General features: G+C 69.1%; 24 protein-coding genes. 9 read left to right on the forward strand and 15 right to left on the reverse strand.

What is annotated here, in order from left to right; translation table 11 throughout:
* Window positions 1-53: 53 nt before the first annotated feature.
* Complete coding sequence (locus AC1DYK_RS21295) at window positions 54-395, forward strand: 4a-hydroxytetrahydrobiopterin dehydratase (protein ID WP_478168123.1); 342 nt, start codon at window positions 54-56, stop codon at window positions 393-395.
* A 17-nt stretch (window positions 396-412) separates the two neighbouring features.
* Window positions 413-1,354 (forward strand): ribosome small subunit-dependent GTPase A, encoded by a 942-nt coding sequence (gene rsgA / locus AC1DYK_RS21300; RefSeq protein WP_478168124.1) that lies wholly within the window; start codon window positions 413-415, stop codon window positions 1,352-1,354.
* Between the two features lie 280 nt (window positions 1,355-1,634).
* Here rsgA and hisC read toward each other — a convergent pair whose 3' ends face one another.
* The 7 genes from hisC to rpsP form a co-directional block, all read right to left on the reverse strand.
* Entirely contained in the window at window positions 1,635-2,717 is a 1,083-nt protein-coding gene (hisC, locus tag AC1DYK_RS21305) for a histidinol-phosphate transaminase (protein WP_478168125.1), read from the reverse strand.
* Window positions 2,714-3,715, reverse strand: coding sequence for a CobD/CbiB family protein (locus AC1DYK_RS21310; protein WP_478157276.1), 1,002 nt, complete (start codon window positions 3,713-3,715; stop codon window positions 2,714-2,716). The genes hisC and AC1DYK_RS21310 overlap by 4 nt, the downstream gene beginning before the upstream one ends.
* 172 nt (window positions 3,716-3,887) lie before the next feature.
* On the reverse strand, window positions 3,888-4,604 hold the full coding sequence (locus AC1DYK_RS21315) for a CoA pyrophosphatase (protein WP_478168126.1): 717 nt from the start codon (window positions 4,602-4,604) through the stop codon (window positions 3,888-3,890).
* A gap of 167 nt (window positions 4,605-4,771) precedes the next feature.
* Window positions 4,772-5,155 carry a 50S ribosomal protein L19 gene (gene rplS, locus AC1DYK_RS21320; protein WP_286368449.1) on the reverse strand — a complete coding sequence of 128 codons (384 nt, stop codon included), beginning with the start codon at window positions 5,153-5,155 and terminating at the stop codon, window positions 4,772-4,774.
* 119 nt (window positions 5,156-5,274) lie between these two features.
* Complete coding sequence (gene trmD, locus AC1DYK_RS21325) at window positions 5,275-6,021, reverse strand: tRNA (guanosine(37)-N1)-methyltransferase TrmD (RefSeq protein ID WP_478168127.1); 747 nt, start codon at window positions 6,019-6,021, stop codon at window positions 5,275-5,277.
* Between the two features lie 32 nt (window positions 6,022-6,053).
* Window positions 6,054-6,608, reverse strand: a complete 555-nt coding sequence (rimM, locus tag AC1DYK_RS21330; RefSeq protein ID WP_478168128.1) for a ribosome maturation factor RimM — start codon at window positions 6,606-6,608, stop codon at window positions 6,054-6,056.
* 16 nt (window positions 6,609-6,624) lie between these two features.
* The gene (gene rpsP, locus AC1DYK_RS21335) at window positions 6,625-6,888 is read right to left on the reverse strand and encodes a 30S ribosomal protein S16 (RefSeq protein ID WP_262072830.1); all 264 of its coding nucleotides are present in this window, start codon (window positions 6,886-6,888) and stop codon (window positions 6,625-6,627) included.
* A gap of 164 nt (window positions 6,889-7,052) precedes the next feature.
* On the opposite strand from rpsP, the gene AC1DYK_RS21340 reads away from it, so the two are divergent.
* Window positions 7,053-7,574, forward strand: a complete 522-nt coding sequence (locus AC1DYK_RS21340; RefSeq protein ID WP_478168129.1) for an N-acetyltransferase family protein — start codon at window positions 7,053-7,055, stop codon at window positions 7,572-7,574.
* Complete coding sequence (locus tag AC1DYK_RS21345) at window positions 7,571-8,017, forward strand: TM2 domain-containing protein (protein WP_478168130.1); 447 nt, start codon at window positions 7,571-7,573, stop codon at window positions 8,015-8,017. Before AC1DYK_RS21340 ends, AC1DYK_RS21345 begins: the two co-directional genes overlap by 4 nt.
* A gap of 129 nt (window positions 8,018-8,146) precedes the next feature.
* Here the strand turns inward: AC1DYK_RS21345 and AC1DYK_RS21350 are convergent, their stop codons facing one another.
* The 5 genes from AC1DYK_RS21350 to hda form a co-directional block, all read right to left on the reverse strand.
* Window positions 8,147-9,157, reverse strand: a complete 1,011-nt coding sequence (locus tag AC1DYK_RS21350) for an inorganic phosphate transporter (RefSeq protein WP_478168131.1) — start codon at window positions 9,155-9,157, stop codon at window positions 8,147-8,149.
* Window positions 9,158-9,173: 16 nt separating this feature from the next.
* A complete protein-coding gene (locus AC1DYK_RS21355) occupies window positions 9,174-9,818 on the reverse strand; it encodes a DUF47 domain-containing protein (protein WP_286368443.1) in 645 nt (214 codons plus the stop codon).
* 98 nt (window positions 9,819-9,916) lie between these two features.
* A complete protein-coding gene (gene folK, locus AC1DYK_RS21360) occupies window positions 9,917-10,375 on the reverse strand; it encodes a 2-amino-4-hydroxy-6-hydroxymethyldihydropteridine diphosphokinase (protein ID WP_478168132.1) in 459 nt (152 codons plus the stop codon).
* Entirely contained in the window at window positions 10,372-11,964 is a 1,593-nt protein-coding gene (gene pcnB / locus AC1DYK_RS21365; protein WP_478168133.1) for a polynucleotide adenylyltransferase PcnB, read from the reverse strand. Before pcnB ends, folK begins: the two co-directional genes overlap by 4 nt.
* 18 nt (window positions 11,965-11,982) lie before the next feature.
* Window positions 11,983-12,669: a DnaA regulatory inactivator Hda gene (gene hda, locus AC1DYK_RS21370; protein ID WP_478168134.1), complete on the reverse strand. Its 687-nt coding sequence runs from the start codon at window positions 12,667-12,669 to the stop codon at window positions 11,983-11,985.
* 204 nt (window positions 12,670-12,873) lie between these two features.
* On the opposite strand from hda, the gene purM reads away from it, so the two are divergent.
* From purM to AC1DYK_RS21395, 5 genes are all read left to right on the forward strand, one after another.
* Window positions 12,874-13,914 (forward strand): phosphoribosylformylglycinamidine cyclo-ligase, encoded by a 1,041-nt coding sequence (gene purM / locus AC1DYK_RS21375; protein WP_478168135.1) that lies wholly within the window; start codon window positions 12,874-12,876, stop codon window positions 13,912-13,914.
* Window positions 13,915-13,927: 13 nt separating this feature from the next.
* A complete protein-coding gene (locus tag AC1DYK_RS21380; protein WP_478168136.1) occupies window positions 13,928-14,986 on the forward strand; it encodes an AI-2E family transporter in 1,059 nt (352 codons plus the stop codon).
* A 122-nt stretch (window positions 14,987-15,108) separates the two neighbouring features.
* Entirely contained in the window at window positions 15,109-15,678 is a 570-nt protein-coding gene (locus AC1DYK_RS21385) for a cysteine hydrolase family protein (protein WP_478168137.1), read from the forward strand.
* Between the two features lie 5 nt (window positions 15,679-15,683).
* Window positions 15,684-16,295, forward strand: coding sequence for a DJ-1/PfpI family protein (locus AC1DYK_RS21390; protein WP_478168157.1), 612 nt, complete (start codon window positions 15,684-15,686; stop codon window positions 16,293-16,295).
* Complete coding sequence (locus AC1DYK_RS21395) at window positions 16,280-17,275, forward strand: GlxA family transcriptional regulator (RefSeq protein WP_478168138.1); 996 nt, start codon at window positions 16,280-16,282, stop codon at window positions 17,273-17,275. The genes AC1DYK_RS21390 and AC1DYK_RS21395 overlap by 16 nt, the downstream gene beginning before the upstream one ends.
* A 124-nt stretch (window positions 17,276-17,399) precedes the next feature.
* Here AC1DYK_RS21395 and AC1DYK_RS21400 read toward each other — a convergent pair whose 3' ends face one another.
* Genes AC1DYK_RS21400 through murJ form a run of 3 tightly spaced genes read right to left on the reverse strand, consistent with a single transcriptional unit; the run spans window position 17,400 to window position 20,293 of the window.
* On the reverse strand, window positions 17,400-17,819 hold the full coding sequence (locus AC1DYK_RS21400) for a bleomycin resistance protein (RefSeq protein WP_478168139.1): 420 nt from the start codon (window positions 17,817-17,819) through the stop codon (window positions 17,400-17,402).
* A complete protein-coding gene (locus tag AC1DYK_RS21405; protein WP_478168140.1) occupies window positions 17,819-18,670 on the reverse strand; it encodes a SirB1 family protein in 852 nt (283 codons plus the stop codon). Before AC1DYK_RS21405 ends, AC1DYK_RS21400 begins: the two co-directional genes overlap by 1 nt.
* Window positions 18,671-18,727: 57 nt before the next feature.
* Window positions 18,728-20,293, reverse strand: a complete 1,566-nt coding sequence (gene murJ / locus AC1DYK_RS21410) for a murein biosynthesis integral membrane protein MurJ (RefSeq protein ID WP_478168141.1) — start codon at window positions 20,291-20,293, stop codon at window positions 18,728-18,730.
* Window positions 20,294-20,332 lie beyond the last annotated feature (39 nt).

Genomic DNA, 20,332 nt, shown 5'->3' on the forward strand with positions numbered 1-20,332 from the left:
CGGGTTGAAGCGTTGCGGGTCACGTGACGCGCAAGAGTAACCAGGATCAGACCATGAGCAGCATGCTGAAAATCAAGGACTGGAAGACCGAGGCCGCCCGCCGGGCGCTGAGCGCCACCGAGATCGTGGCCGGGCTGGCCCGGCTCGAGGGCTGGAAGCTGACGGGCGACGGCCCGAATGTCGCGATCGAGAAGAGCTTCGGCTTCGCCAACTACTTCGAGACCATCGCCTTCGTGAACGCGCTGGCGCTGGTGGCGCACAGGCAGGACCACCATCCCGACCTGTCGGTGCACTACAACCGTTGCGTCGTGCGCTTCAACACGCACGACGTCGGCGGCCTCACCGCGACCGACTTCGAGTGCGCGGCCCAGGCCGACGCACTGCTTGGGCCCTGACCGCATGGATCGCACCCTTGGCTAAGCAGCAGCGCGGCGGCAGCAGCGGCGCTGCCTTGCGCGACGGACTGGTGGTCGCCGGCCACGGACGCCACTGCCTGGTCGAGACGCCAGAGGGCGAACGCCTGATCTGCCATCCGCGCGGCAAGAAGAGCCAGGCCCTGGTCGGCGATCGTGTGCAATGGCAGGCCAGCGAGGACGAGGGCACGATCGAGAAGGTGCTGCCGCGCAAGAACCTGTTCTACCGCCAGGACGAGATCCGCACCAAGTCCTTCGCGGCCAACCTGGACCAGGTGCTGATCCTGATCGCGGCCGAGCCCGAGTTCTCCGAAACCCAGCTGACCCGCGCCCTGATCGCGGCCGGCGCCGAGCGCATCACGCCGGTCATCGCGCTCAACAAGAGCGATCTGGCCGCGCCCTTCGAACGGGCCTCGGGACGGCTCGCGCCTTATCGCCGCATGGGCTATCGCGTACTGCCGATGTCGCTGACGGCGGAAGGCGGCGCTGGCCATGCCGAGCTGACCGAACTGCTGTCGGGCAAGGTCACCCTCGTGCTCGGGCCCTCCGGCGCCGGCAAGAGCACCTTGATCAACCTGCTGGTGCCGGGCGCCCGCGCGCTGACTGGAGAGATCTCGCAGGCCCTCAACTCGGGCAAGCACACCACCACCAGCACCACCTGGTACTGGGTGGACGCGGCGCGGACCACGGCGCTGATCGACTCGCCGGGCTTCCAGGAGTTCGGGCTGCACCATATCGAGCCGATGCAGCTCGCGCACCTGATGCCCGACATTGCCGAACACGCCACAGCCTGCAGGTTCTACAACTGCACGCACCTGCACGAGCCGGGCTGCGGCGTCATCGCGCAGGTGGCGTCGCCTTCGCACGAAGGCGCGATCAGCGCTTCGCGCTACCGGATCTACGGCGAGTTGTTCGCCGAGCTGAGCGAAACGCGGTACTGAACTGGCCCCCACGCTCCCCCACTGCGTGTGGGTCGCTGCCCCCCCGAGGGGGCCGCAGGCCGCCTTGGGGCGGCCCGGCGCCGGCCTGCCCCCACGCTCCCCCACTGCGTGTGGGTCGCTGCCCCCCGAGGGGGCCGCAGGCCGCCTTGGGGCGGCCCGGCGCCGGCCTGCCCCCACGCTCCCCCACTGCGTGTGGGTCGCTGCCCCCCCGAGGGGGAGTCAGCAGGCCGCCCGTCTGCGCGAAGCGCGGACTTCGCCGCGCTGGCGGCCCGGCGCCGGCCTAATGCTCTGTCAGGATCTCGCCCAGCGCATCGACCAGCGCGCCGCACTGGTCGCGCGTGCCGACGCTGATGCGCAGGTACTGCGCGATGCGCGCCTGCGCGAAATGGCGCACCAGCACGGCACGCGAACGCAGCGCCGCCGCCAGCGCCGCCGCATCGTGCCCGGGATGGCGCACGAACAGGAAGTTGGCCTGCGACGGCAGCACCTCGAAACCCAGGTCCTCGAGCTGCAGCGCCAGGCCCTCACGGGTGTCGATCACCGCGTCGCGGGTCTTCGCGAACCAGGCGTCGTCCTCGAGCGCGGCGATGGCGCCAGCGCTGGCGAGTCGATCGATCGGGTAGGAATTGAAGCTGTTCTTGACGCGCCGCAGCGCATCGATGAGCGGCGGCTGGCCGCAGGCGAAGCCGACGCGCAAACCGGCCAGCGAGCGCGACTTCGACAACGTCTGCACCACCAGCAGGTTCGGATGGCGGGCGATCAGCGGCAATGCGCTCTGGCCGCCGAAATCGACGTACGCCTCATCGACCAGCACGACCCGGTCCGGGCAGGCCGCGAGCAAGTCCTCGATCTGCGCCAGCGGCAGGCCGATCCCCGTCGGCGCGTTCGGATTGGCGACCACGATGCCGGCACGGCGGCCCGCCCTGGCGCGCGCGGCCAGTGCCTCGGCGTCGATGCGCAGCGCCTCGTCGACCGGCTGCAGCTCGCAGGCGATGCCGTAGAGCTGCGCGTAGACCCGGTAGAAGCTGTAGGTGATGTCGGGGACGAGCAGCGGCGCGTCCTGCTGGAAGAAGGCGAAGAAGGCGTGTGCCAGCACCTCGTCAGAGCCGTTGCCGACGAACACCTGGCTGCTCTCGAGGCCATGGCAGGCGGCGATCGCTTCCCGCAGCAAAGTCGACTCGGGGTCCGGATAGCGCTCGAGCCCGGCCTCCGCCGCACGCTGGATCGCATCGATGGCCCGCGGCGAAGGCGGGTACGGGTTCTCGTTGGTGTTGAGCTTGACGAGGTTCGCGATGCGCGGCTGTTCGCCCGGCACATAGGGCTCGAGCGCCGCGATGCGGGGGCTCCAGAAACCCGGGGTCATCCGAGCAGTCGGGCGAGCGTCAGCAGCGCCAGCAGCACCATCCACATCACGACCGAACGCCACACCAGGCCGACCACGCTGCGCAGGTGGCCGGGCTCGGGCTCGCGGCCCGGGGTGCTGCCGCCATCGGGCGCCGGGCCGCCGGCGAAGGAGTCGCCGGCCTGGGCGCGCGACAGCGGATCGTTGATAGGCAGCACGCTCAGCGTGCCGCCACCGAGGCTGACGTTGACCGCCCCCGAGGTGGCCGCGAGGATCACGCCGTCGTTGCCGTTCGGGAAGCGCCGGGCGTCGTTGCGCCAGCAATCGATCGCTTCCTCGAAGCTGCCGACCACCGCGAAGCCCAGCGCGGTGATGCGCGCCGGCAGCCAGTCGATCACCTCCCAAGCTCGCGCCGCGGCCTGCTGGACCCAGATGCTCGACGGCTGCATCGAGGCGCCGTTCTTGTGGGCCCAGTAGCGCGAGACGAACTCGCTCATGCGATAGAAGACCGCACCGGCCGGCCCGAGGCCGATGGCCGCGAGGATCGAGAACCATGCGAGCACGCCGAACACGTGCCGATGCGCCGCGATCACCGAGTGCTCGATCACGTGGCGCACGATCTCGCTGCGCGGCAGGTCGGCCGCATCGACCTGTTGCCACTGGGCGAGCAGCGAACGCGCGAGCGGCTCGTCGCCTTCGTCGAGCGCATCGCGGATGCCGGTGAAATGGTGGCTGAACTGGCGAAAGCCCAGCGTGACATAAAGCAGTGCGATGCTCCAGAGCACTGCAAAGGGAAGGCCCAGCGTGAGGACCAGCGCCCAGTGCACGGCCAGCGCAAGCAGCGTCGGCACCCCCACCGCGAGGCTCCAGGCCACCCAGCCGTGGTTCGGCTTGCCGGCGTCGAAGTTGCGGCTGGTCCAGCGCGTCCACGCCAGCACGCCGCCGTACACGGGGTTGTGGTACGCCAGCGGGCGCACCTGCTCGATCAGCAACGCGCAGAGGATCGCAAAGAAGCTCATTTGTCGATGATAGCGACTGGCGCAGTTGAGTTCAGATGTGCCACTCTTCGGCCTGCGAAGCCAGGCCTGTTGGTGAAACACCGCGGAACCGGCTTCGCCGGGCCGCTGGTGTTGCCCCCGGTCGGGGGTGGGCGGCTACACGAAGTGAGCCAACCTGGGGGCGAGACGGATATCAGGCACTGAGGAAACGATAGAGATTGCGCAGCATGCCCGCGGTCGCGCCCCACACGTAGCGCTCGTGCGGCCCGTCCTGATAGGGCATCGAGAGCCATTGGCGCGCGTTCTGGCCGTCGCCGACCAGGGCATGGCGGCGGTGGTTCGCCGGGTCCATCAGAAAGGCGAAGGGCACCTCGAAGGCCTCCTCGACCTCGTAGGGATTGAGGTTCAGCTCGAAGCCCGGACGCACCAGCGCGACCACCGGCGTCACGATGAAGGAAGTGACCGTGGTGTAGGTCGGCAGGCTGCCGAGGATCTCGATGTAGTCCGCCGACAGGCCGACCTCCTCCCAGGCCTCGCGCAGCGCGGCGGCGGCGATGTTGGCGTCTTCGGGGTCGACCCGGCCGCCGGGGAAAGCCACCTGGCCCGAATGGTTCTTCAGGTGCGAGCTGCGTTCGGTCAACAGCACCGTGGGCTCGTCGCGCATCACGATCGGGACCAGCACCGCGGCCTGCGCCGGCGCGCGGTCGATCATGCGCGGCTCACGCCGCGTCTCGGGCGTCCAGGCCGGCGGCATGGCGAAACGATCGCGCAAGGCCTTGACGCCGAGGCGTGCCGGATCCACCGGCGGCAGGCCGCGGTCGACACCGATCACGGGCACCGCGCGCGGGTCGAAGGACTGCAATGCCGGCGGGACGATGGCATTGATGACTTCGACGGGAGAGGCGCGCATGGCCGGCGGTGGAGTGGTCAAAGAGGGAACTCGAGGAGTGATATGAAAAATCCCCGGCCGGGGGGCACGGGGCGCACAACCAGATCATGAATCGGTAGCGGCCTTGCGGCACCAATGCAAAAAGCCGCCTCGAGTGGCGGCTTTCTGCACGGCAAGGGGCGCTCTTCTTACTGAGCGGCCGCTGCGGACGGAGCCTTGCCCGGCAGCTTTTCCTTGATGCGAGCCGAACGGCCGCTGCGCTCGCGCAGGTAGTACAGCTTGGCACGGCGGACGTCGCCGCGGCGCTTGACTTCGATCTTGGCGATCAGCGGGCTGTAGGTCTGGAACGTGCGTTCCACGCCTTCGCCGCTGGAGATCTTGCGCACGATGAAGCCGCTGTTGAGGCCGCGATTGCGCTTGGCGATCACGACGCCTTCGTAGGCCTGCAGACGCTTGCGCGTGCCTTCGACGACGTTCACGCTGACGATGACCGTGTCACCGGGCATGAAATCGGGAATCTGCTTGTTGAGCCGGGCGATTTCTTCCTGCTCGAGAGTCTGGATAAGGTTCATATTTTCCTGCGTTCGATCTTGTCCGCGCTACACAAAAGGCGCCATGAAGTCCGTTAAAAGTCCGTCAAGCCAACTCAGATGGCTCGGCGCGGCCGGATAGAGGATCGGGGAACCGAGGATTATAGCTTTTTTTTCAGCGACTTCTCGTCCACTGCGCTGAGCCGTCCGGCACGCCGGGCGGCGTCGATCAGATCGGGGCGCTTGTCGCGGGTGATCGCAAGGCGCTGGTCGCGGCGCCAGCGCTCGATCTGCACGTGATGGCCCGACAGCAGCGGCGCCGGCACGCCTTCGCCCCGCCATTGCTCGGGCCGCGTGTAGTGGGGGCAGTCGAGCAGGCCGTCGAGCGCCGGATTGAAGCTGTCCTGCACATGGCTGGCTTCGTCGCCGAGCACGCCGGGCTGCAGCCGCGCGACCGCATCCAGCAGCGCCATGGCCGGGATCTCGCCGCCCGAAAGCACGAAATCGCCCAGGCTCAGCTGGTGCGTGACCCGCGCATCGATGAAGCGCTGGTCGATCCCCTCGTAGCGCCCGCAGACCAGCACCGCGCCCTCGCCGGCCGACCAGCGCTCGACCGCCTCGTGGCGCAGCGCCTCGCCGATCGGCGAGAACAGCACCACCGGCGCCGGTGCGCCGCGCGCGGCCAGCGCCGCGTCGAGGCAGGCCGCGAGAGGCTCGGCCATCATGACCATGCCGGGGCCGCCGCCGAAGGGCCGATCGTCGACGCGCCGGTAGTTGCCCTCGGCGAAGTCGCGCGGATTCCACAGCACGACCTCGACCTGCTTCGACTCGTAGGCGCGGCGGGTCACGCCGCTCGCGAGGAAGGGCGCGAACAGTTCGGGAAAGAGGGTGATGACATCGAAGCGCATGAGCGCCGGGCCGGGGGCCGGATCTGGCCGGGTCAGTAGTCGGGCTGCCAGTCGACCGTGATCAGCCGACCCGCCAGATCGACCTTGTCGACGAAGACGGCAACGAAAGGCACCATGCGCTCGACCGGCTTGCCGTCTTCCTGCGCATCGAGCACCAGCGTGGTCTGCGGGCCGGAGGCGAGCAGCTCGCGCACGGTGCCGAGCGCCACGCCCTCGCGGTTGACCACCGCCAGGCCGATCAGGTCGACCCAGTAGTACTCGTCATCGCCGGCGGTCGGGAAACTCGAACGCGGCACGAACACGCGCGCGCCGCGCAGCGCCTCGGCCGCATTGCGGTCGGGCACGTCCTCGGACGAGGCGACGATGCAGTCGGAATGTTCCTTGGCCTCGCGGATCGCGAGCCGGAAAGCCTGGCCGCCCGCTGCGCCCGGGGGCTGGAGCAGCCATCGCTTGGAAGAAAAAAGCGCCTCGGGCTGGGCGCTGTGGGGCAGGACCTTGAACCAGCCCTTGATGCCCCAGGCATCGGCGATGCGCCCCACTTCGATCGCGTCCGCCGGCAATGCGGCGGCTTCGAGGGTGGGCAACATCGCCTGGCCGGCAGTCTTAGGCTGCAGCCTTGGGAGCGGCGGCTGCCGCTTGCTTGATCAGGCGAATGACCGTGGGCGAGGCTTGCGCGCCGACGCTCTTCCAGTAGGTCAGGCGGTCCTGGGCGATGCGGATGCTTTCCTCGTTTTCCTTCGCGGTCGGGTTGTAGAAACCCAGGCGCTCGATGAAACGGCCATCGCGGCGAACGCGCTTGTCCGACACGACGATGTTGAAGAACGGACGGCCTTTGGAACCGCCGCGGGAGAGTCGAATGACGACCATGATTTATCCTTGGGGTGGTGCAGCAAACCCGCAAGGTTCGCCCACAGTGTTCTTTCAGCGTCGAGACACGCGACATGGCCACCCGGCCAGCGACACGCTGAAAAGCCCACGATTATAGCCCGCTCTCCCGTTTTTCCAATTCCGGCCTCGCCAAGTTCCCCCGAATGACCCAGATCCGACCCAGCCGCGACGACGACGTCGCGGCCATTGCCGCCATCTACGCGCACCATGTGCTGCATGGCACAGGCACCTTCGAGACCGAGGCGCCGACCGCCGCCGACATGGCCGCCCGCCGGGCCGACGTGCTGTCCAAGCACCTGCCCTACCTGGTGGCCGAGCGCGACGGCGAGTTGCTCGGCTTCGCCTACTGCAACTGGTTCAAGCCGCGCCCCGCCTATCGCTTCTCGGCCGAGGACTCGATCTACCTGGCCGACAGTGCCCGCGGCCAGGGCCTCGGCGCCCGGCTGCTGTCGGCGCTGTCGCAGGCCGCCGAAGCGGTCGGCGTGCGCAAGCTGATCGCGGTGATCGGCGACTCGGCCAACGCCGGCTCGATCGGCGTGCACCGGACCCAGGGCTTCACCCACGTCGGCGTGCTGAAGGATTGCGGCTGGAAGTTCGGCGAGTGGCGCGACGTGGTCCTGATGGAGAAGGTGCTGGGCGAAGGCGCCTCCACCCGCCCCGAATGAAAAGCAAGACCGTGGCCGCGTGGCTGGCCTTCCTGGGCGGCCCGCTGGGGCTGCATTGCTTCTACCTGCGCGGCTTCTCGAGCCTGCTGGGCTGGCTGCTGCCGATCCCGACCGCGCTCGGCCTCTACGGCATCGAGCGGGTCCGCATGTACGGCAGCGACGACGGCCTGAGCTGGGCGCTGATCCCGATGCTGGGCTTCACCATCGCGGGCTGCGCGCTCACCGCCATCGTCTACGGGCTCATGACGCCGGAGAAATGGAATGCGCGCTACAACGCCGGGCGCTCCGGCGACGCCGCGGCCGGCAACACCAACTGGCTCACCATCGGCGCGGTGGTGCTGGCACTGTTCTTCGGCAGCACGATCCTGATGGCCAGCATCGCCTTCAGCTTCCAGCGCTTCTTCGAGCACCAGATCGAGGAAGGGCGAAAGATGTCGCAGTAGGGGCTCGCCCCCAGGTTGGGCTCAATTCGTGTAGCCCGCCCACCCCCTACCGGGGGCAACACCAGCGGCCTGGCAAAGCCAGTTCCGCGGTGTTTCACCAACAAGGCCGGGCTGCGCCGGCCGATTGCGTCAGAAGACCTGCAGGCCGATCCAGTAGGCGATCGCGGCCACGAAGGCGGAGGCCGGAATCGTCAGCACCCAGGCCCAGACGATGTTGCCGGCCACGCCCCAGCGCACCGCGCTGGCGCGCTGCACCGAGCCGACACCGACGATCGCGCCGGTGATGGTGTGGGTGGTCGACACCGGGATGCCCAGCGCGGTCGCCAGGAACAGGGTCAGCGCCCCGCCGGTCTCGGCGCAGAAGCCACCGACCGGCTTCAGCTTGGTGATCTTCTGCCCCATGGTCTTGACGATGCGCCAGCCGCCGAACATGGTGCCCAGCGCGATCGCGGTGTAGCAGCTCACGATGGTCCAGGTCGGCGGCGCGGCCGCATCGGCGGCCGCGTAGCCCGTGGCGATCAGCAGCATCCAGATGATGCCGATGGTCTTCTGCGCGTCGTTGCCGCCATGGCCCAGGCTGTAGGCGCCGGCCGAGACCAGCTGCAGTCGCCGGAACCAGCGGTCGACGCGCGACGGCGTCGCGCGCCGGAAGCCCCAGGCGACGACGACCATCATGAAGGACCCCAGCAGGAAGCCCAGCAGCGGCGAGACGAAGATGAAGGCCACGGTCTTCCAGATGCCGGAGGCGACCAGGGCGCCCGAGCCGGCCTTGGCGATCACCGCGCCGACGATGCCGCCGATCAGCGCGTGCGACGAACTGCTCGGGATGCCGTAGTACCAGGTGACGAAGTTCCAGCTGATCGCGCCGACCAGCGCGCCGAACACCACGTGCACGTCGACGATGCCCGGTTGCGCGATGCCCTTGCCGATGGTCGCCGCCACGCTCAGGTGGAACACGAAGATCGCGATCAGGTTGAAGAAGGCTGCGAACACTACAGCCTGGCCGGGCTTGAGCACCCCGGTCGACACGACGGTGGCGATCGAGTTCGCCGCGTCGTGGAAGCCGTTCATGAAATCGAAGGCAATGGCCAGAGCGACCAGAACCACCACCACCCAGAGGGCGACCTGAACCGTTGCCATTCGAAAGTCCGTCAGTTCAGGAATTCTCGAGGACGATGCCCTCGATCACGTTGGCGACGTCCTCGCACTTGTCGGTGATGGTCTCGAGCAGCTCGTAGATGGCCTTGAGCTTGATGACCTCGCGCACATCGGGCTCCTCGCGGAACAGCTTGCTCATGGCGCTGCGCATCACGCGGTCGGCGTCGGATTCGAGCCGGTCGATCTCCTCGCAGGTCTTCAGCGTGGCTTCGGCCGTGGCCGGGTCGGCGATCTTCGAGAGGAACTTGACCGCGTCCTTGACCCGCTCGCAGCACTTCACGCTGAGCGTGGTGAGGCGCGTGATCTCCTCGGTCATGTGCCGCACGTCGTACAGGGCCATGGTCTCGGCCGAGTCCTGGATCAGGTCGGCCACGTCGTCCATGGTGTTGATCAGCTTGTGGATCTGCTCGCGGTCGATCGGCGTGATGAAGGTCTTGTGGATCAGCCGGTTGACGTCATGCGTGACGCGGTCGGCCGCCCGCTCGGCGTTGTCGACGTCGCGGTTGTACTGCTCGCGCAGATGCAGGTCGTTGTAGTTGGCCACGAGCTGCTCGAACGCGCGCGCGGCTTCGACAATGCGGTCGGCGTGCTGATTGAACATCTCGAAAAAATTCCCCTCGCGGGGCAGCAGCTTGCCGAACATGGCGCTCTCCTGGGTTCAAAGGGCCGTCGCAAGCACATGCCCGTGACGCCATCGTGAAAAAACCGCGCAAGTGTAATGGCCGGGCTCGGGAGCGGCTCTCAGAGCCGCTCGATCCGCTGGTCCGCCACCTGCGCGAGTTGAAGGGACGTGACCTGCTCCGGGGCGATTTCCGCCAATGGCAGCAGGACGAAGGCACGCTCGCCCATCCGCGGATGCGGCAGGCTGAGCTGCGCGGTCTCGAGCACCGCGTCGCCGTGGCGCAGCAGGTCGAGATCGAGGGTACGGGGCGCATGGCGATAGGGCCGCGCACGGCCCGCGCCCGCTTCGAGGCGCTGCAACTCGGCCAGCAGCGCGTGGGGGTCGAGCGCCGTCCGGAGCTCGACCACTGCATTGACGAAGTCGGGGCCGCCGGCATCCACCGGTGCGCTTCGATAGAGCGAGGAACGGGCGCTGACGCGGGTCTGCGGCAACGCATCCAGGTCGTCCATGGCCTGCCGCACGGTCTCGCGCGCCTCGCCGAGATTGGCGCCGATCCCAACGAAAGCTCTGAAGCTCATTCGGCCACAGCGCTGCCCGCCTCGCCGGCGCCACCGCTGCGCGGCTTGCGCCGGCGGCGGCGCTTGCGCGGCGCATCGGCGGCCTCGCCGTCCGGCGGCAGGTCGGTGTCGGCCTCCTCGGTCGGCGACGCCTCCCGACGCTCGACAGGGGCTTCGGCCTGCGAACGCGCCGGCACGCGCTGGCGCGTCTTCGTCTTCTTGTGCTGCTCGTCGCGCACCTGGTCCATCAGGTCCTGGCGGCGCAGGTCATCGGCGGTGCTGAACTCCTGCCACCACTCGGCGATCGCTTCGTTGACCTCGCCGACGTCGGCGCGCAGCCGCATGAAATCGAAGGCGGCGCGGAAGCGCGCCTGCTCGACCAGGCTGTGGGGCGTCGCGCCGCTGCGCTTGTCGAAGCGCGGCTGCATCATCCAGATCTCGCGCATGTCGGCCGCCAGCTTGCCGCGGCCCGAAACATCGCCGATGCGGGCGTTGAAGACGTCGTCGATCGCATCCTGCAGCGCCGGGAACGAGGGCTGCGGCCGCTGGCCGTGCCGGCCCTCGAGCCGCTGGGCCCAACCGTCGCGCACGTCGGCCCACAGCACGCAGGCCAGCAGGAAGCTCGGCGCCACCGGCTTGCCCTCGCCGACCCGGCGGTCGGTGTCCTGCAGCGCGGCCTGGACGAAGGGTTGGTCGGCACGCTCGACCACGACGTCCAGCAGCGGGTAGATGCCGGTCGCCAGGCCGAGCTTGCGCAGCTGCGCCACCGTCGCGACCGCGTGGCCGGTCTGCAGCAGCTTGAGCATCTCGTCGAACAGGCGGCTCTGCGGCACGTCGGCCAGGAGCCGGCTCGACTCGACCAGCGGCGCCGCGGTCTTGGGCTCCAGCTGGAAGCCCAGCGCCGCCAGCTTGGCCGAGAAGCGGATCGCGCGAATGATGCGCACCGGGTCTTCGCGGTAGCGCGTGATCGGGTCGCCGATCATGCGCAGCGTGAGCTTCCTGGCGTCCTTGATGCCGTTGTGATAGTCGACCACGATCTGGCTGGCCGGGTCGTAGTACATGGCGTTGACCGTGAAGTCGCGCCGCGCGGCGTCCTCTTCCTGCGGGCCCCAGACGTTGTCGCGCAGCACCCGGCCGCTGGCGTCCACGGCGTGCTTCATGCCCGCGAGCTCGCCCTTGCTGGTGCGCTCGTTGCCGGCCACCTGCTCGGCGCCGGCGTTGTCCATGTAGGCACGGAAGGTCGAGACCTCGATCACCTCGTGCTCGCGGCCGCGCCCGTACACCACGTGCACGATGCGAAAACGCCGGCCGATGATGAAGGCGCGGCGAAACAGGCTCTTGACCTGCTCGGGCGTGGCGTTGGTGGCGACGTCGAAGTCCTTGGGGCGCAGGCCCAGCAGCAGGTCGCGCACCGCGCCGCCCACCACGTAGGCCTCGTAGCCGGCCTGCTGCAGCGTGGTCACTACGTTCTTGGCGCGCTCGTCGACCAGCGCCGGGTCGATGCCGTGCACGGCGGCGGCCACCTCCTGGCGCTTGCCGAAGCGGGCCTTGCCGCCGGATGCGGCGGCGCCGGATTTGCCGAGGATTTTGTCGATGAATTTCTTGATCATTGGAGAGAGGGCTTCGCCCTATTCGTTTTCGAGCATCGACCGGATCAGCGGGATCGTGATCGCGCGCTGGGTCTGCAGTGCGTAGCCGTCGAGCTGCGCGAGCAGCTCCATCAGGCTGCCGAGGTCGCGGCTGAAACGATGCAGCATGTAGTCGAGCACTTCGTCCGACAGCATCACGCCGCGATCGTCGGCCGCCTGGCGCAATACGGCACGCCGTTCGGCCTCGCTCAACACCTGCAAGTGGAACACATGGCCCCAGCCCAGGCGCGTGCGCAGGTCCTCGCGCAGCGGCAGGTCGGCCGGCGGCAGCGCGCCCGCCGCCACCACGCCGCGCTGCAGGCTCTGCGCGTTGACGAACCAGTTGAAGGCCGCGTGCTGCTGGACCGCGGTGTAGAGATGGACGTCGTCGAGCAGCACCGCGCCCCAGCGTTCGTCGAACTCGGGCGGGTGCATCGCCCCCGGATCGAGCCAGCCGACGCTGGCGCCCTGCTCGCGCAGCGCGCCGCGCACGGCCTCCAGCAGGTGGGTCTTGCCGCTGCCGCCATCACCCCAGAGGTAGGTCGGCACCGGCGAGTGGAGCGTGGGCGCGCGCGCATCGCCGACCCACAGCTGCAGGTGGCGCAGCGCCGGCTCGTTCGGGCCGGCGAAGAAGCCCGCGAGGGTCGGACCGGTCGCGATGCCGATATCGAGCGCGAGCTGCTTCATGCCGTGGCCGCCGAGGGCGGCAGGGATGGCGCGGACGACGCAATGGAAGGGTTCATGGAGAATTGGCGCAGGACACGTAGTGGCAAGCGGGGGGGAGGGTCGACCAGGACCCTTAAAATCGTGGCGAATTCTATCGGCCCGCCCAGATCGGTTGCCGGCCTCATTGTCCTCTCCTTCCGCCCTCCCCTTCCAGCCCGGCCCGCCATGAACTCCAACACCACCCCCCCGCTCAGCTACAAGGACGCCGGCGTCGACATCGATGCCGGCGACGCGCTGGTCGACCGCATCAAGCCGTTGGCCAAGAAGACAATGCGCGAAGGCGTCCTGGCCGGCATCGGCGGCTTCGGCGCCCTGTTCGAGGTGCCCAAGCGCTACAAGGAGCCGGTGCTGGTGAGCGGCACCGACGGCGTGGGCACCAAGCTCAAGCTGGCCTTCGAATGGAACATGCACGACACCGTCGGCATCGACCTGGTGGCGATGAGCGTCAACGACGTGCTGGTGCAGGGCGCCGAGCCGCTGTTCTTCCTCGACTACTTCGCCTGCGGCAAGCTCGATGTCGACACCGCCGCGGCGGTGGTCGGCGGCATTGCGCGGGGCTGCGAGCTGAGCGGCTGCGCGCTGATCGGCGGCGAGACGGCCGAAATGCCCGGCATGTACCCGGCCGGCGAATACGACCTGGCCGGCTTCGCGGTCGGCGCGGTCGAGAAATCCCTGATCCTGACCGGCAGGGACGTCAAGCCTGGCGACGTGGTGCTGGGCCTGGCCTCGTCGGGCGTCCACTCCAACGGCTTCAGCCTGGTGCGCAAGGTGATCGATCGCGCCGCCGGCGCCCTGCCCGCGACCCTGGACGGCCAACCCTTCCGCGCAGCCGTGATGGCGCCGACCCGGCTCTACGTGAAGCCGGTGCTGGCGGCACTGGCCAAGCACCCGATCAAGGCGCTGGCCCACATCACCGGCGGCGGCCTGCTCGAGAACATCCCGCGCGTACTGCCTGAAGGCACGGCCGCCCATCTGCGCAAGGGCAGCTGGCCGCAGACCGAACTGTTCGCCTGGCTGCAGAAGGTGGCCGGCATCGACGACATCGAGATGAACCGGACCTTCAACAACGGCATCGGCATGGTGGTCGTGATCGACCCGGCCGAAGCCGCCGCCTGCGCGGCCACGCTGCGGGCCGCCGGCGAGACGGTGCACGAGATCGGCGTCATTGCCGAACGCGGCACCGGCGCCGCCGTGGTCGTCGGCTGAAGCGCCCCGCCGCGTGAGCGACCCCACTGCCGCCTCTTCGCGTTCCGTGGTCACGGCGAGCTACCTGCTCATCGCCGCGGCCTTGCTGCTCATCATGTGGCAGGGTCTGCTGCCTGGCCTTCTGTGCGTGTGCATCGGCTTCCTCGGCACACGCTGGCTGGTGCGCGCGCTCGACGTCGGACTGCGCCGGCGCGAGAAGATCAGCGCCAACGACCCGACCTGGAACGCGGCGCCGCCACTGCCCCGCGTGGTCGCAGCGACGCTGGTGATGCTGGCGCCGATCGGCCTGCTGATCCTCGGATTCTCCGAGGCGCGCGAGTTCGTGCTCAACGCACCCGAACAGTACAAGGAACTGCTCGACTACATCGCGCGCACGGTGCTGGAGCTGCGGCTCAAGCTGCCGCCGGACATCGGCGCGTACCTGCCCGAAGGTTCGGTGGAAGTGCAGAGCATCGTCGCCGGCTACCTGCGCGGTCAGGCCGGCTCGCTGGCACTGACCGGCCGCGCCTGGCTCGGCGGGCTGTTGTTCGCCTATGTCGGCCTGATCGTCGGGGCGCTGGCGGCGGTCGCCATCCGGCCCACCGCTCGCCGACCGCTGGCCCGCGAACTGAAGGCGCGCATCGTGCTGTTCGGCGAAGCCTTCGGCCAGATCGTGGCCGCGCAGTTCTGGATCGCGGCCTTCAACACCTTCCTGACCGCCATCTTCCTGCTGTTCCTGCTGCCGATGTGGCAGATGGAGCTGCCCTACACGCCGGCCCTGATCACGCTGACCTTCGTCGCCGGACTGGTGCCGATCGTGGGCAACCTGATCTGCAACACGGTCATCGCGCTGGTGGGCCTGTCGGTCTCGCCGCTCACGGCGCTGGCCTGCCTGGCCTTCCTGATTCTGATCCACAAGGCCGAGTACCTGATCAACGCCAAGGTGGTGGGCAGCCGCACCCAGATGGCGGTGTGGGAGCTGCTGGCCGTGATGTTCGTGGCCGAGGCGGTGTTCGGCCCGGCCGGGCTGGTGGCGGCGCCGCTGTTCTACGCCTATCTCAAGAAAGAGCTCAAGGCGGCGGCGCTGGTTTAGGGCCTGTTCACACTTTCCGATGTCCGGAATTGATCGATTCCGGTCCGCGACGGGCCGGACGACGCGCCAACGACATTCGAAAATCGGGCGCATCATCCACTTCCCTTCCGGAGATTCCGCCCATGTCCAGCTGTCTGATAGTGATCGACGTCCAGGAGTCGTTTCGCCACCGCCCCTACTTCGACGCGCGCGGCCTGCCGGCCTATCTGGCGGCCCAGAACGCGCTGATCGAGGGCTTCGCCGCTGCCGGTGCGCCGATCGTCCGGATCTTCCACAGCGACGGACCCGCCGTCGCGAGCAACGCCTTCGCGGTCGAATCGGGCCACGTCCGGCCGCTCGAAGGACTGGCGCCATTCGAAGCCGCCGCCACCTTCACCAAGCGACGCCACAGTGCGCTGGTGGGCACCGGCCTTGACGTCTGGCTGACCCAGAACCACATCGACCGGCTGGTGGTCAGCGGCATCCGCACCGAGCAGTGCTGCGAGACCACCGCGCGCCATGCTTCCGACCTGGGCTGGCAGGTCGACTACGTGACCGACGCCACGCTGACCTTCGACATGGTGCAGCCCGACGGCCGGCCGCTCGCGGCGGCCGACATCCAGGCGCGCACGGCGACGGTGCTCGACGGCCGCTTCGCGAAGGTGTGCAGCGTGGGCCAGGCGATCGAGCGGCTCGCGGAATCGCGCCGGTGAGCGGCATGGCCGGAACGCTGCAGGTCGCGATCCTCGCCTTCGACGATGTCGAGGCGTTGGACCTCGCAGGCCCCTACGAGGTCTTCACGACGGCCGTGCGCATGCACCAGCGCGATGCTGCCGGTGCACCGCCGCCCTTCGAGGTGCGCTGCATCGCGCGCAGCCTGCAGCCGGTGCGCATGCGCGCCGGCCTGCAGGTGTTCCCGGACTGCAGCTTCGACGATGCACCCGAAATCGACATCCTGATCGTCCCTGGCGGCGTGGTCGACGCCGCGATGGACTGCAGCGCGACGCTGGACTGGATCGCCCGCGCCGGCCGCGGGGCCCGCATCACCGCTTCGGTCTGCACCGGCGCCTTCCTGCTGGCGGCCAGCGGCGTGCTGCGGGGCGACGAATCCGTCACGACGCACTGGGAAGACATCGCCGACCTGCGCAGCCGCTTCCCGGCGCTCGACGTGCGCGAAGGCGTGCGCTGGGTCGACCGGGACCGCATCGTGAGCTCGGCCGGCATCACGGCCGGCATCGACATGAGCCTGCACCTGGTCGCGCGGCTGGCCGGCGAACCGCTGGCGCTGCGTACTGCGCGGCAGATGGACTTCGCATGGACGAGGGTGTAGCTGCCGCGGCCGGCACTCCGATCCGGGTCGTCTTCGCGCTGCTGCCGCACAGCCTGGCGCTCGACTGGGCCGGGCCGGCGGAGGCGCTGCGCATCGCCAACCAGCTTCGGATCGCGGCCGGTCTGCCGCCGCGCTTCGAGCTGGTGTTCGCGAGCCCGGAGCCGGACGCAGCCAGCTCGGTCGGCGTCCGCCTCGCCGGGTTGCTGCCGCTGCCGTCGGACTGGCGCCCGCCGACCTGGGTGGTGCTGACCGGCCTGCCGGGCGACACCATCGCGGTCGACAACGCACCGGCCCAGGCGCTGCTGCACTGGCTGCGCGGGCTGCGGCTCGAAGCCGGCCGGCTCGAGCTGGTCACGGTCTGCGCCGGCACGCTGCTCGCGGCGCACGCCGGCCTGCTCGCGGGCCGGCGCGCCACCACGCACCACCATCACCTGGACGAACTGAAAAAGGCCGAACCTCGCTGCGACGTGGTCGCCAACCGGGTCTTCGTGCTCGACGCCCCGCTCTACAGCAGCGCCGGCGTGACCACCGGCATCGACCTGATGCTGCACCGTATCGGCCAGGCCTGCGGTGAACCGCTCGCGGCGCGCGTGGCGCAGACCATGGTGGTCGCGATGCGGCGCGGCCCGCAGGACCCCGAGCTGTCGCCGTTCCTGGCCTACCGCAACCACCTGCACGCGGCGCTGCACCGGGTGCAGGACGCGGTCAGCGAACGGCCCCAGGCCGACTGGACCGTGCCGCGCATGGCCGAAGTGGCCCACACCTCGCCGCGGCACCTGACGCGCCTCTTCGACGAACATGCGGGCGTGGCCCCGCTGGCCTACCTGCGCCGGCTGCGGCTCGCCACCGCGCAGCTGGCGCTGCAGTCGGGCGCCAACGTGACACGCGCCGCAGAAATCTCGGGTTTCGGCTCCGACACCCAGTTGCGCCGCGCATGGCACCAGTTCGGCCTGACCGGCTCTCCATCCGCGCCCACCTGAACCCGGCCGGCGCAGCCAGGCCCCTTCGTGGAACACCGCGGAACCGGCTTTGCCGGGCCGCTGGTGTTGCCCCCGGCAGGGGGTGGGCGCCCGGACACGAAGTGCCGGGCAACCTGGGGGCGAGCTACAGATACCCGCAGAAACGAAGAATGTGACCGTCGGGCTCTTTGATCGCGAACTCGCGCAGGCCCCAGGGCTGCGAGGTCGGCGGTTCGACCACCTGGACGCCGCGCTTCACATACGCCGCGTGCAGGCCGTCGACGTCGCGCCCGACGTGGATCACGATCTCGCCGCGCCACGGGCTGGCCTCGCGCCGGCCGCATTGCCACAGGCGCAGGTAGACCGGATCGCCATAGCTTCGATCGCCCTTCTTGACGCGCGCATAGCTCGGCGGCTCGCCGGCGATGAAGTCGAGCTCGAAGCCCAGCACATCGCAGAAATAGCGCGCGGCCCGCGTCGCATCGGCCACCGGCAGCACAGGCTGCACGCCGTGGAACTCGTGCAACGTGCCCAGATCCACGACGGGTGTCTTGACCGGCTCCATCAGTACTCCGAGCGGCGCAGCGCGGCGACCTTTTCGGCGATCGCATCGAGATCGAGCGCGTCCTCGGCATGCGCGAGGTAGGTCTCGAGATCGCGCACCGCGAGCACGGCGTTGCCCTGCTCGGCATGCGCCAGGCCGCGGTCGCGGTGCTCGCCCCAGGCCTCGGGCAGGAGCGCGATCAGCCGGTCCTGCACCGCGATCGCGCGCTGCCAGTCTTCCTGGGCGCGATGAATCTCCTTCAGGTTGCGCAGCATCCGCGCGATGATCTCGCGCGGCGTCGCCGGCTGCAGGTACAGGCCCAGCGGCACGTCGAAATCGCCGACCAGGCCATTGCTGCGCTTGTAGGGTTCGAGCCGCTCGCTGAGCTCTTCGCGCGACAGCGATTTGCCGGTGAAGGGATCGATCACCACCTGCCCCTTGGGCAGCGTGACCTTGAGCATGAAATGGCCCGGGAAGCCGACGCCGCGCGCCTGCAGGCCCAGCCCCTGCGCCAGCTCCATCCACAGCACCGCGAGCGAGATCGGAATGCCGCGCCGCGTGCGCAGCACCGCGTTGAGGTAGCTGTTGTCGGGGTCGTAGTAGTCGTTGACGTTGCCGCCGAAGCTCAGGTCGTGGAAGAAAAACTGGTTCAGCGAGCGCAGGCGGTGCAGCGGTGCGGCGTCGGCCGGCAGGCGCCGCTTGAGGCGCGCCAGCAACTGGTCGACATCGCCCAGCACCTGCTGGACGTCCAGCTCGGGGTATTCGTCCTGCGCCAGGCTGGCGGCCGCCTCGAGCAGCGGGAACTGCTCGTCGCTCTTGACGAGCGAATCGAAATATTCGAGAGCGGTGGGCGTCGAGAAGCTGAACGTCATGTGGCTTTGTAGAGGAGCGGGCGGAGACCGTCAAGGCGGCGGCGGAGATGGCGTGGATCAGCGGCGCACGAAACTGCGCAGCTTGACGCCGGTCATCGCCAGCACCGCGAAATAGAGCAGCGCCGCGCCGGAAATGAGCGCCGCCAGCAGGCCGATTCGGTACAGGCGCCGGGACTGCAGGCCGATCCAGTCGAAATGGAGATCGCCCCAGACCAGCAGCGCGCCGAGCACCACGGTGGCGAGCAGCACCTGGAGCACGAATTTGCCCCAGCCGGGCTCGGGCTGGTAGCTGCCGCGCCGGATCAGTCCGACCAGCAGCCAGGTCGCATTGACCAGCGCGCCGATGCTGATCGTGAGCGTCAGCGCCGCATGCTGCATCAGCGGCACCAGGACGACGTTGAGCAGCTGGGTCAGCACCAGCACCCCGACCGCGATCAGCATCGGCGTGCGCGTGTCCTGCTTCGCGTAGTAGCCGGGCGCCAGCACCTTGATCGCCACCAGGCCGACCAGGCCGACGCCGTAGCCCATCAGCGCCACGCTGGTGCGCTGCACGTGGAACGCGGTGAATTCTCCGTTGTGGAACAGCACGGCGACCAGCGGGCGCGCAAAGACCAGCAGCGCCAGCGCGCAGGGCACCGACAGCAGCACCACCAAGCGCAGGCCCCAGTCCAGCATCGCCGAATAGCGCGCATCGTCCTTCGCGGCGCGCGCGCCGGCCAGTTGCGGCATCAGCACCACGCCGAGCGCCACGCCGAGCATGGCGGTCGGGAACTCCATCAGGCGGTCGGCGTTGGTGATCCAGCTGACGCTGCCGGTCGCCAGGTGGGAAGCGATCTGGGTGTTGATCAGCAGCGAGATCTGCGCCACGCTGACGCCGATCAGCGCCGGCAGCATCAGCTGCATCACGCGGCGGGTCGTCGGATCGGTCCAGGCGGCGCGCAGGGCACCGAAGCTGGCGCCGATGCGCGGCAGCATGCCCAGGCCGCGCAGGGCCGGGATCTGGATCGCCAGCTGCAGCAGGCCGCCCACCATCACGCCCACGCACTGGGCGTAGATCGGCTCGATGCCGAAGCGCCTGAAGACAGGCGCGCCGAGCACGATCGCCGCGATCAGCGCCAGGTTCAGCAGCACCGGCGAGGCCGCCGGCACCGCGAACTTGCGCCAGGTGTTGAGGACGCCGCCGGCCAGCGCCACCAGCGACATGAAGCCGATGTAGGGGAACATCCAGCGCGTCATGATCACCGCGGCGTCGAAGCCCTGCGGGTTCTGCTTCAGGCCGCTGGCCATGGCCCAGACCATCAGCGGCGCCCCGATGACCCCGAGCGCGCAGACGATGACCAGGGTCCACGTCAGCAGCGTCGCCACGTGGTCGACCAGCGCCTTGGCGCCGGCGTCGCCGTGCTCGGTCCTGGAAGCCGCCAGGACGGGGACGAAGGCCTGGCTGAAGGCCCCTTCGCCGAAGACGCGACGGAACAGGTTCGGGATGCGAAAGGCGACGTAGAAGGCGTCGGTCATCGCGCTGACACCGAACACCGAGGTCATGAGCACGTCGCGGACCAGGCCGGTCACGCGGGAGGCGAGCGTCAGCAGCGAGACGGTGGAGGCGGATTTGAACAGGGACACGGGGGAGAAGTGTATGTGCCCGCGCGTGCTCTCCGGGGC

It is taken from the genome of Variovorax sp. P2_H12 (assembly GCF_056403395.1).